This window comes from Flavobacterium cupriresistens (assembly GCF_020911925.1).
Lineage (GTDB): Bacteria > Bacteroidota > Bacteroidia > Flavobacteriales > Flavobacteriaceae > Flavobacterium > Flavobacterium cupriresistens.
The window spans coordinates 2,277,848-2,289,890 of the sequence record NZ_CP087134.1 but is presented as its reverse complement, the minus strand read 5'-3'; the positions used below and the strand labels follow the sequence as shown (position 1 = coordinate 2,289,890).

Below are 12,043 nucleotides of genomic sequence, written 5' to 3'. Positions count from 1 at the left end.
CATAAAGACAATCAGCTATGTTTTACAAAACGATTTCCCTGGTATTGTTATTCGGTATTTTTTCTGCTACAGCGCAAAAAACAGATTCTATTGCTGCAATTGACAGCACGGCATCGCACAATCTGAAGTTCAATTACAAGCAATTGATTATTCCGGGTGTTTTAATTGGCTATGGGGTAATTGGTCTGGAAAGTGATCAGCTTTTAAGTTTTAATTCGCAGATCAACAAAGAAGTTACAGAAGACATCGATCAGAAAATTACCATTGATGATTTCTCGCAATACGCGCCTGCTGCTTCGGTTTATGCTTTGAATGCTTTTGGTGTAAAAGGAAAAAATAACATGCGCGACCGTTCTGTGATCTTTGTGACTTCGTATGTTATTATGGCCTCAACTGTTCTGGGTTTAAAATCAATTGTACACGAAGACAGACCTGACGGAAGTTCGAATAATTCTTTTCCCTCCGGCCATACCGCAACTGCTTTTGCGGGAGCCGAATTTTTATGGCAGGAATACAAAGACAAATCTATTTGGTACGGAATTGCCGGTTATGCCGTAGCCACAGGAACCGGACTTTTTAGAATCTACAACAATCGCCATTGGTTAACCGATGTGGCAGCCGGAGCTGGAATCGGAATTCTGAGTACCAAAATCGCCTATTGGATGAATCCTTATATCACAAAAAAACTATTCGGTAAATCAGCTTCTGAACATAATTCGACTTCGATGATTGCTCCCTTCTACAACGGACAACAATACGGATTAAGTTATGTAAAAGTTTTCTAAACCATTTTTCCATTTATACCACCATTGTCAGTCTGAGCGAAGCCGAAGACCCTTCTTCCTAATAAGCCCTTCGACTTCGCTCAGGGGGACACTCCGTTTATCACACACTCATCAAACGAACACTCATCAAAGTAACGCTGTCAGTCTGAGCGAAGCCGAAGACCCATCATAAACAACTGACATTCAAAGCACTTAAAAACCATTCAACGAAAAAAAATTTCAAAAATATTTGCGTAACTCAAAAGTTACATGTAATTTTACGTAACCTTAAAGTTACTTAATTATGAAAACAGAAATCAAACACAAATGGTTTTACAACCAATCTCCCGAAGAAATCTGGCTTTATTTAACCGATGCCGATTTAATCGCACAATGGATCATGCCAAATGATTTTAAACTTGCCTTGGGACACGAGTTTACCTTTCGCACCAATCCGATTCCGAGTTTAGATCTTGACGGAATTATGCACTGTAAAGTTTTAGAAATCATCCCTCATCAAAAACTGGTTTACAGCTGGACAGCCGGCCCCGGAAATAAGGTAATCACACTTGATACCGTTGTAGAATGGACACTCGAAAAGAAAGATAACGGAACCGAATTATATCTTCTCCACACCGGATTTAAAGAAGCCAATATCTCAATCCTTAACGGAATGACCGACGGATGGCTTAAAATCATGGAAAAATTAGTTAATGCTTTAAATACGAAATAATGTCAATCCCAAATTTTGATGCTTTACAAGTAATTGCAGATCCAAGTCGCAGGCAAATTCTGCAATTACTGACCCAAGAGAGTTACAACATAAATGCTTTGGCTGAAAATTTTGATATGAGTCGTCCTGCGGTTTCAAAACATATTAAAATATTACAGCAGGCCGGCTTTATTTCGATTCAGGAAATCGGACGGGAACGCCATTGCATTTTAAACCAAAAAGGGTTTAATGACGTAAAAGCGCTGATCAGTCATTTTGATCAATTCTGGGAAAATAAACTCAGTAAACTGGAAACTATTTTAAACAAAAAGAAAGATTAATTTTAAAATTAAAAATCATGCAAAAAGAAATGCTACTTGCTCTTTTAGATCAAAACCGATCTAATTGTTATGCTACTTTTAAAAACATAAGTGCCGAAAACATTCGTTTCAGATTGAATGAAAAAACAGCTTCTGTCGGATTTATTTACAGACATATTGGAGAAACTGCCCTTATTTTAGGCCAATCTTTCGGGATTGAAACCAACGTAGAGAACACAACCATAGGACAATCCGACACCGGAAAAGAGTACGATTTGCAAACAAGTCGCGCCCTTTTGGAACAAGGATATAAAGCACTCGAAGCTGTAATAGAAAATTCTTCGGACAAAGATTGGTTCGAAGAAACAGAAGCTCCTTTTTTGGGAACGGTATCAAGAATCAGACTATTGTCTATCATTCTTTTTCACAATTCACATCATTGCGGGCAAATTGCTTCGGCTATCGTAAAAGGCAATTAACCTAAAACTTTAACTCCCACTCAGAGTATTACTTTTAATCTCCATGACTTCCCGTTTCACCTCCAAAAGCAATTCTTTCATACTCTGAGTTTCTGTTAATTCATGACGTTTATCGCTGCGGCCAATATTGCATTCGTATTCCCAAATTTCCAAAATATCAGAAGCTTTGACTTCATAATTGGGATAAAAACGATTATCGGATTCTAAAACCAATGCATTTTTTTTGTTTTTATTCAGCCGTTTGTACACCATTCCCTCGTTTTTGGTAATCAGGATATAGGTTTTTCCATCCAACACCTCTCCCAGCCTTTCTACATATCGACCAATGATAATACTTCCGTCTTCATGTGGCGGCATCGAATCTCCTTCTACCGGAAATCCTCTGTGTTTTCCAGGTCCCAAAAAAGGCAATGAAATCTGCTGCAAATTTTCGATATACTCCGGATCTGAATAACCGTTTAAATAACCAGCCTTGGCTTTTTGGGTGACAATTTCGATATAATTTTCTCCAAAATGATCCACCTGAATGGGTAAAATAAGTCGGTTGCCTTCCAGTTTTATCAAATTTTCAATATCAATTTTACGGATATCAACAGACAATAACAAATCAATACTGGTATGAAAATATAAAGCAATCAGCTTTAAGATATCGTACGGCGCTTCAGAAGTTCCGTCTTCATATTTAACATATCTTCCTCTTGTGATACAAAGGTTTTCCGCAAGTTTCTCCTGCGAAATTTTATGCTTTACCCGTAGGGCCCTGATATTATCTGAAAATAAAGACATAATTTATTTTGTTATAATTTGGAACAACAAATATAATCATTTTTGTTACAACCTGTACTAATTTTGTCTTATTCAAAAACAAAAAAATGGCACGGGCAATTGTACACATGGATTTGGACACTTTTTTTGTGTCCTGCGAAAGGCTCACCAATTCTCAATTAGAAGGTATTCCGCTAATTATCGGTGGCGGTGACCGTGGTGTGGTTGCTTCCTGCTCCTATGAAGCACGTCATTTCGGAGTTCGTTCTGCCATGCCCATTTACATGGCGATGAAACTCTGTCCACAAGCCAAAATCATCAAAGGGGATATGGAATTATATTCTCAATTATCACATAATGTCACTCAGGTAATTCAGGAAAAGGCACCTATTATGGAAAAAGCCAGTATCGATGAATTTTATCTTGACATCACCGGTATGGATCGTTTTCATGGAAGTTATAAATGGACGAATGAACTGGCGCAAGCGGTCAATAAAGAAACAGGACTCCCAATTAGTTTTTCTTTATCTGTCAATAAAACCGTCTCTAAAATTGCAACCGGAGAAGGCAAACCAAAAGGAAATTTAGAAATTCCGGAACATGAAGTACAAGCCTTTTTAAATCCATTATCGATTCAGAAAATACCGATGGTTGGTAATGTAACTTTTCAGCTCTTATCCCGAATCGGAATTCGCACGATACAAACCCTCTCCGAAATGCCTGCCGAAGTACTGCAGCGCATGATCGGAAAAAATGGTCTTGATATCTGGAAAAAAGCAAATGGCATTGACAATACTCCGGTGGAACCTTATTCTGAACGAAAGTCGATTTCTACCGAACATACTTTTTCTCAGGACACGATCGATATTCCAAAATTGAGAAGAATACTGATGGGAATGGTCGAAAAACTGGCTTTTCAACTCCGTTCTGAACAATGGTTAACCTCTACAATTACGGTTAAAATACGTTACGCCAATTTTGACACCGAGACCAAGCAATGCAAAATTGCGTACACATCAGCAGATCATATTTTAAATAAAAACGTAAACGATTTATTCGATAAAGTTTATCAGCGTCGTATGCGTCTTCGCTTGATTGGCATTCGCTTTAGCGGACTCGTTCGCGGTACCTATCAAATTGATCTTTTCGAAGATACTCAGGAAATGTTGTCCTTATATGCCGCTATGGATAAAATGAAAAGCCGTTATGGTTTTGATGCCGTTATGCGTTGCGCCGGAGCGTCTATCAAACCCAACACTAAAAATGAAATTTTAAAACGCCACCTCTAATGTATCTCAACTGTCATTCTTTTCATTCGCTGCGTTATGGCACTATTTCTCTTGAGAAACTTCTTGAGCAGGCCGTCGAATGCAATGTAAAAGCCATGGCACTTACCGACATTAATACTGTCACCGGAATTTATGATTTTATAAAAGGCTGTGAACCAAAAGGTATAAAACCTTTAATTGGTATCGAATTTCGTTCGCAACATCAATTACGTTATATCGGTTTGGCAAAAAATGCAGACGGTCTTGCAGAAATGAATCGGTTTTTGACGGCACATAATTTCAGCGGAGAAACGCTGCCTCAAATTGCACCCGAATTTGAAGCTGTCTTTCTTATCTATCCTTTAGAAAATGCACCTCCTGTTCTTCGCGAAAATGAATTTATCGGAATTCGGCCTGAAGATTTACCAAAGCTTTTTCTAAAAGAATGGAAAACTAAAATCCAAAAAATGGTTGTTTTACAGCCCGTAACTTTTCAAACCAAAAAAGAATTTAATCTTCATAAAATTTTACGTGCCATAGACACCAACAACATACTGTCTAAACTTACTGAGGCTGATTATTGCAGTACTTCTGAAGTAATGCTTCCTCTTTCGTCCCTTTTATCTGCTTATGACGATTACCCGGAAATTATTGCCAATACACAAAAGGTTATTGACGAATGTAATTTCACCTACGAATTTAAAACTCCAAAAAATAAAAAGTTTTTTACTACCGATCGCAAGACCGACTTTGCTTTACTAACGGAGCTGGCGCAAAAAGGATTGATTTGGCGCTATGGCGAAAATCATACTTTGGCAAAATCACGCATCGAAAAAGAGCTCAAAGTAATTGACGAACTGGAGTTTAGCGGTTATTTTTTAATCACCTGGGATATCATACAATACAGCAACAGTCAGGGTTTTATGCACATTGGCCGTGGTAGCGGTGCCAATAGTATTATTGCTTATTGTTTAGGCATTACAGATATCTGCCCGATAGAATTGGATCTTTATTTTGAACGTTTTTTAAACCTCAACCGTAAAAGTCCTCCCGATTTTGATATCGATTGGAGCTGGAAAGAACGCGATACCATTCTTCACTATATATTCGATAAATACGGCAGGGATCATGTGGCTTTTTGCGGTACTAACGTCGAATTCAAATACCGCTCCATCTTTCGCGAAGTGGGTAAAGTATTTGGTCTTCCAAAAGAAGAACTTGACAAACTCGCCAAAAATCCAATGAATCTGCACGAACCAAATTCAATTGTAAAACTCGTGCAGGAATACGGTATGCTGCTTGAAAAATATCCCAATCAACGTAGCATGCACTCTTGCGGTATTATCGTATCCGAAGAACCGATAACAAACTACACGCCTCTGGAAATGCCTCCAAAAGGATTCCCCATTGTTCTTTTTGACATGCATACAGCGGAAGATATTGGCTTTGAAAAATTTGATATTCTAAGCCAGCGTGGTATTGGTCACATTGACGATAGTGTGAAACTTATTGAAAAAAACAGAGGCATTAAAGTTGATATTCGCAACACCGCTATTTCTAAAGACGAAGCCGTTTGCAATACCTATCTGGCTCAAGGAAAAACCATTGGCTGTTTTTATATTGAAAGCCCAGCCATGCGTGGTTTATTGCGTCGTTTGAATTGTGATACGTATAAAATTCTGGTAGCCGCTTCCTCTATTATTCGTCCCGGTGTAGCACAATCCGGAATGATGAAAGAATATATTTTTCGCCACAATCACCCCAATCAGTTTGATTATTTTCATGAGGTATTTAAAGAGCAGCTCGGAGAAACCTACGGTATTATGGTGTATCAGGAAGATGTGATTAAAATCGCCCTGCATTACGGAGGTCTTCCTGCTGCCGACGGAGATATCCTGCGTCGTGCCATGTCCGGTAAAGGCAGATCTAAAACAGCGTTACAAAAAGTAAAAGACAATTTCTTTGCCTGTTGTGCCCAAAAAGGGCATCCTCAAGCGCTTAGTGAAGAAATTTACCGTCAGATTGAATCTTTTGCGGGTTATTCTTTTTGTAAAGCACATTCCGCTTCTTATGCCGTAGAAAGTTATCAGAGTTTGTATTTGAAGGTTAATTATCCTATCGAATTTATGGTGGCGGTAATCAACAATCAGGGTGGTTTTTACAGAACCGAAGTTTACGTACACGAAACACGTATGTCGGGAGCAACGATTGAGAATCCTTGTGTCAACAAAAGCGATTACCAAACCACTTTATATGGCACTGCTGTTTATTTAGGTTTTATGCATCTGGAGCGTTTAGAATCAAAAATAACCTTACTCATCATATCCGATCGTGCTAAAAATGGCGATTTTGCCTCTTTGGAGGATTTCATCAATCGCATTCCAATTGGTTTGGAAGGTATTAAAATTTTGATTTTTATTGGTGCTTTTCGCTTTACAGGAAAAACCAAAAATCAGCTTCTGGTTGTAGCCAGTCTGCTTTTAACCAATTTCAAACCCGAAAACAGAAGTCTGATGCTCTTGCAGGAACCAGCCAAAGAATACAAACTTCCGACTTTGGAACGTTCTTTTTTTGAAGATGCTTTTGATGAAATAGAGCTGCTGAGTTTCCCCGTTTCCTGTTCTCCTTTTGATTTATTGCAAACCAAATATCGTGGTGATATCATGGCCAAAGATCTTGTGGTGTATCATAAAAAACAAGTCCGAATGTTGGCGTATTTAATTTCAAGAAAACACGTACCCACTAAAAAAGGAGCCATGTATTTTGGAACCTGGGTGGACAATGAGGGAACTTATTTTGATACGGCACATTTCCCGGATAGTCTGATACAATATCCGTTTCAGGGTGGTGGCTGTTATTTGTTATTAGGTACTGTAGAAGTTGATTATCACTTTCCGACTATTACCATTAACAAAATGGCTAAAATGCCTTTTATTCCTGATCCGCGTTACAGCGATTCGAAAGAGCATCAGTTTAAAACTCAAAATCAAATTAAGGAAGATGTCAGTAATACGCATCGAAAACCTTATCCGCAGGAACATGAAATTCATCTGCCCCGACATCGAATGAAATTTTAAAACAGGAAAACCATTATTTTTTAACAGATAAAAACATAGTCTTTGTAACGCTCACTTATTCAAATAAACATAGCGCCACGTATTAAGCATCTAAATAACAAAAGAAGAATTTACGTTTTATAAAAATGAAAAAGCAGGAATATGCCATAGTAGATATCGAAACCACCGGCGGTAATGCCAGTGGCAGCCGCATTACAGAAATTGCCATCGTTATTCATGACGGTATAAATGTAATCGACCGTTATGAAACACTTGTAAATCCGGAAAGAGAAATACCGGCTGCTATTTTTGGATTAACAGGAATCAATAACGAAATGGTCGCAAATGCACCGGTCTTCGATGCTATTTCAGATAAAGTACTGGAAATGCTTACTGATCGTATTTTCGTGGCACACAATGTCAATTTTGATTATTCGTTTGTACGACACCAACTTGAACAAGCGGGATTCAAATGGACAGCAAGAAAGCTATGCACCGTTCGCGCAGCAAGAAAAATCAAACCCGGATTAAGTTCGTATAGTTTAGGCAATCTTTGTAATTCATTAGATATAGTTCTAGAAAACAGGCATCGTGCCGGCGGAGATGCAGATGCTACTGCCCTTTTATTTTCTTTATTACTTGAATGGGACGATGCCGGAGAAATAGAAAAAATGATTCTAAAAACGGCACAAGACCAACGTTTACCTCCCAATCTGCCTCCTGACGATTTTACTCAATTACCGGAAAAACCGGGAGTCTATTATTTTTATAATCAGGTAAAAAAAGTCATTTATGTTGGTAAAGCCGTGAACATAAAAAAACGTGTTGCTTCTCATTTCAGTGGGCATAACATTAACTCCCAAAGGCAAAATTTCCTGCGGGATATTTACGGGATTTCTTTTGAAATTTGTGCTACTGAATTAATGGCGTTGCTTTTAGAATGTACCGAAATCAAACAATTATGGCCCACCTACAATCGGGCATTAAAACGTTTTGAACCCAAATATGGACTTTATCAATATGAAGCCCGAAATGGTTATAAATATTTAGCAATCGGCAAAGTCAACAAATTTCAGGTTTGTACTTATGAATTTAACAGCCTTTATGATGCCATCAACTTATTGAGAAGTTTATCTGAACAATTTAAAATCGACCAGCGCTTTTGTAAATATTCAAAACCTGAAGAGGGAGTAATTTTTCAAAATAATGACATCGAAGACTCCCCTGATGTCGCACTGCACAACGAACAAGTTGACAATGCAATTGATTTTTTATTAAACCAAAGACCCAGTTTCGCCATTATAGACAAAGGCAGGTCTACTGACGAGCGCAGTTGTATCTGGATTGAAAAAGGGCATTTTTACGGTATGGGATACATTCCTTCAGACGCTTCCATTACAGAACCATCAGAAGTCAAAAATTATGTTACACCTTACAAAAGCAATCAATACATTATGCATTTAATTTTTGCTTACGCAGAAAAGCACCCGAATAAAATTCTATTTAACAAACAGTTCTCAAAACAAGCTTTATCTTAAAAAATTGAGTCATGACACTATTTAACGATACCGAATTATTTACTTCAGGCCTTCGCGGAAAAACCGTATTTGACCTGCCTGACTGCGAACTGATTCTGATTGATAATTTTTTCAGCAAAGAAGAATCGGATCAATATTATGAAAAACTGCTTCATCAAACCAAATGGAGAGAATATGAAATGGAAATGTTTGATAAAACCGTTACGGCACCCAGAATGATTGCCTGGTATGAGGATAAAGAGAATAAGGGTGCAGACCCAAAAGGCCCGGACTGGTCTTATGATTTATTGAGCATCAGAAGCCGGGTAGAAAAAGAAACCCAACTTGATTTTAATAGTCTGCTCCTTAATTTGTATCGAAACGGTAACGACAGTGTAGCCTGGCACAGTGATAAAGAACACCATACCGGTTCAAATCCAATTATTGCATCAGTGACTTTTGGAGATACCAGAATGTTTCGCTTGCGTCATAAGTTTAGAAAAGACATTGGTCAGGTGGAAATTCCATTACATCATGGTTCTTTTTTGTTAATGGCAGGAACCACAAATAGTTTTTGGCAACATCAGGTTCCTAAGACAGCCAAAAACGTATTACCCCGAATCAATCTGACTTTTAGAAGAACCTTCCGAAAGTGATGATTATGACCCAATAAAGTAAATAACACGCTTTTTTACACGTGTATTAGCGTAAGAGATACCTTCCTTCAAAAGTTAAAACGCACACTGTATGAAGCTTTTACTAGATAAACCCGATTTTTTTTGTACTTTTGCAACCCTTTTTTTTATAAATAAAATACCAAAATGGCTTATTCAAACAATGATTTAATGCGCTTTTTAGATGCGCAAAACAAACTTTATCTTACTGCTCTTTCTGAGATTAACAAAGGGAAAAAAGAAACCCACTGGATGTGGTTTATCTTCCCTCAAATCAAAGGATTAGGCAAGAGCGATACTGCAAATTATTATGCCATTAACGACCTGAAAGAAGCGGCTGATTTTCTGGAGCATCCTATATTAGGAAAACACCTTATCGAAATTTCAGAACTATTATTAACGTATAATAGAAAATCTGCCGAAGCTATTTTGGGAGACTTAGATGCTCGCAAATTGCGTTCTTGCATGACACTTTTTTTCCTGGTAGAAAATACGAATCCTATATTTCAGAATGTATTGGATGCTTTTTTCTCCGGCGAAATGGATCCCTTTACAATGTCTATTATTAATTCAACAATAAAATCGTCTGTTGAGCCTGAAGTAGTTTAAGCTACTGCGACAATTGATCATTTGATTTAAACGACACTCTCTTTTCTTAAAGTAGTGTCGTTTTTTTTAGCTTCTAAGGTTCTTAGGTACTGAGGTTCTAAGATTCTGAGCTACAGAGGTAAAAGCTTTATGTCTTTGCGAACAAAAAATTGTGCACCTTAAAAAAGCCTTGCGCTCTTTACGCAAACCCTTTGCGAACCTTGCGGTTAAATTTCTCGCAAAGACGCAAAATCGCAAAGTCTTCCACTTGAAACCTGAGACCTGAAACTTGAAACTTCAAACCTGAAACTTCAAACCTGAAACTTGAAACCTGAAACTTGAAACAAAAAAACTCAGCATCTCAGCATCTCAGAACCTCAGCAACTCCTAGCTAAACCTCTTTCGGTTTCGTTAAATAATACACCGGAATTCCAATTAACATAATCAAGATTCCCCAGCCACAGGTTGAGAATTTTGTGATTAATAGCGAAATACAAATAGCAGTCGCAATTACAATATACAGCAGTGGTAAAAACGGATATCCAAACGCTTTATAAGGTCGCTCTACGTCTGGCATTTTTCTGCGTAGGATAAAGATTCCGTAAATTGTTAAAATATAAAAAATCAAAACGATGATAATTACGAAGTCCAATAAATCTCCGTATTTCCCTGTCAAACACAAAGCCGAAGCCCAGAAACATTGCGCCCAAAGTGCCCATTCCGGAACACTCGATTCGTTTAGAACAGCTGCTTTTTTGAAGAACAGACCATCATTTGCCATCGTATAATAAACTCTTGCCCCAGCCATAATCAATCCATTATTACAGGCAAAAGTCGAGATCATAATCATGATTGCGATAATCAACGTTCCGATATCTCCAAAAATATAATCTGAAGCTACAACGGCTACACGATCTGATTTTGCTGTTGCAATTTCGTTAAGCGGAATTACAGCCAAATACATCAAATTGGTTAATACATAAATAATCGTCACTATAAAAGTTCCAAGAAACAAACTGAAACCAACGTTACGTTTTGGGTTTTTAATTTCTCCTGCAATAAAAGTCACCCCATTCCAAGCATCACTTGAAAATAAAGATCCTACCATCGCCGCAGAGATACCAGTAATCAAAGCCGTTCCGCCAATCGGAAGCCATGAGCCTGTTTCGGCATTATAAGCACGTGTTGTCCAGGCATCCGCCCAGTTGGCATCCCAAACCGAAGCTTTCGCAGCCAGCGTTAATCCAAAAACGATTAAGCCCAACAAGGATAAAATTTTGATAATCGTAAGAACCGTTTGCAGAATCTTTCCGTTTTTTACACCACGGCTATTAATATACGTCAATAAAATAATCGTGAAAATCGAAACAATCTGAGCGGCATTGAGTTTAAAAGCCCCCAATGTAAACAATACATTTTCGTCACTCAAAGGTTCATAAAGATAAGCCGCAAACTTGGAGAAAGCCACTCCTACCGCAGCAATTGTACCGGTTTGTATGACAGCAAAAAAGCTCCAGCCGTACAGAAACGCAATCAATTTATTGTATGCTTCTTTCAGGTACACATACTGTCCTCCCGCTTTTGGAAACATGGCACTCAATTCTCCATAACTCACAGCCGCAATAACTGTAATTAATCCTGAAAGCAGCCAAATCAGTGTCAGCCATCCGGCAGAACCTACTTGTCTGGTAATATCAGCACTTACTATAAAAATCCCTGACCCGATCATAGAACCTACCACAAGCATGGTTCCATCTAATAATCCGAGTTCTCTTTTAAAATGTTCTTGGTTGTCTTCTTGCATTATTCTAATTTTTGGTTGGTTAAAGATATACCTTTTTTGGAAATTTTATAATCTGGTTGTGAAATTCCAAATATTAAAATTCCAAATTCCAAACAG

At 38.0% G+C, this 12,043-nt stretch carries 11 protein-coding genes; 9 read left to right on the top strand and 2 right to left on the bottom strand.

Translation table 11 applies throughout. From position 1 onward, the window contains the following. Window positions 1-17: 17 nt before the first annotated feature. From LNP23_RS10065 to LNP23_RS10050, 4 genes are all read left to right on the top strand, one after another. Entirely contained in the window at window positions 18-785 is a 768-nt protein-coding gene (locus tag LNP23_RS10065) for a phosphatase PAP2 family protein (RefSeq protein WP_230004770.1), read from the top strand. Window positions 786-1,068: 283 nt separating this feature from the next. Beyond that, window positions 1,069-1,497 carry an SRPBCC family protein gene (locus tag LNP23_RS10060; RefSeq protein ID WP_230004769.1) on the top strand — a complete coding sequence of 143 codons (429 nt, stop codon included), beginning with the start codon at window positions 1,069-1,071 and terminating at the stop codon, window positions 1,495-1,497. Then, entirely contained in the window at window positions 1,497-1,817 is a 321-nt protein-coding gene (locus LNP23_RS10055; RefSeq protein WP_230004768.1) for an ArsR/SmtB family transcription factor, read from the top strand. The genes LNP23_RS10060 and LNP23_RS10055 overlap by 1 nt, the downstream gene beginning before the upstream one ends. A 17-nt stretch (window positions 1,818-1,834) precedes the next feature. Continuing rightward, window positions 1,835-2,275, top strand: a complete 441-nt coding sequence (locus tag LNP23_RS10050) for a DinB family protein (protein ID WP_230004767.1) — start codon at window positions 1,835-1,837, stop codon at window positions 2,273-2,275. Between the two features lie 9 nt (window positions 2,276-2,284). Here the strand turns inward: LNP23_RS10050 and LNP23_RS10045 are convergent, their stop codons facing one another. Continuing rightward, on the bottom strand, window positions 2,285-3,061 hold the full coding sequence (locus LNP23_RS10045) for an XRE family transcriptional regulator (RefSeq protein ID WP_047777870.1): 777 nt from the start codon (window positions 3,059-3,061) through the stop codon (window positions 2,285-2,287). Between the two features lie 86 nt (window positions 3,062-3,147). Here LNP23_RS10045 and dinB point away from each other — a divergent pair, with 86 nt between their 5' ends. From dinB to LNP23_RS10020, 5 genes are all read left to right on the top strand, one after another. Next, window positions 3,148-4,329: a DNA polymerase IV gene (dinB, locus tag LNP23_RS10040; protein WP_047777872.1), complete on the top strand. Its 1,182-nt coding sequence runs from the start codon at window positions 3,148-3,150 to the stop codon at window positions 4,327-4,329. Continuing rightward, window positions 4,329-7,385 carry a DNA polymerase III subunit alpha gene (locus LNP23_RS10035; RefSeq protein WP_230004766.1) on the top strand — a complete coding sequence of 1,019 codons (3,057 nt, stop codon included), beginning with the start codon at window positions 4,329-4,331 and terminating at the stop codon, window positions 7,383-7,385. Before dinB ends, LNP23_RS10035 begins: the two co-directional genes overlap by 1 nt. A 125-nt stretch (window positions 7,386-7,510) precedes the next feature. Further along, a complete protein-coding gene (locus LNP23_RS10030; RefSeq protein WP_230004765.1) occupies window positions 7,511-8,902 on the top strand; it encodes an exonuclease domain-containing protein in 1,392 nt (463 codons plus the stop codon). 11 nt (window positions 8,903-8,913) lie between these two features. Further along, on the top strand, window positions 8,914-9,537 hold the full coding sequence (locus tag LNP23_RS10025) for an alpha-ketoglutarate-dependent dioxygenase AlkB family protein (RefSeq protein WP_047777878.1): 624 nt from the start codon (window positions 8,914-8,916) through the stop codon (window positions 9,535-9,537). A 165-nt stretch (window positions 9,538-9,702) separates the two neighbouring features. Further along, the gene (locus LNP23_RS10020; RefSeq protein ID WP_047777879.1) at window positions 9,703-10,164 is read left to right on the top strand and encodes a DUF1810 domain-containing protein; all 462 of its coding nucleotides are present in this window, start codon (window positions 9,703-9,705) and stop codon (window positions 10,162-10,164) included. A gap of 370 nt (window positions 10,165-10,534) precedes the next feature. On the opposite strand, the gene LNP23_RS10015 is transcribed toward LNP23_RS10020, so the two are convergent. After that, window positions 10,535-11,947: an APC family permease gene (locus LNP23_RS10015; RefSeq protein ID WP_230004764.1), complete on the bottom strand. Its 1,413-nt coding sequence runs from the start codon at window positions 11,945-11,947 to the stop codon at window positions 10,535-10,537. Between the last annotated feature and the right edge of the window lie 96 nt (window positions 11,948-12,043).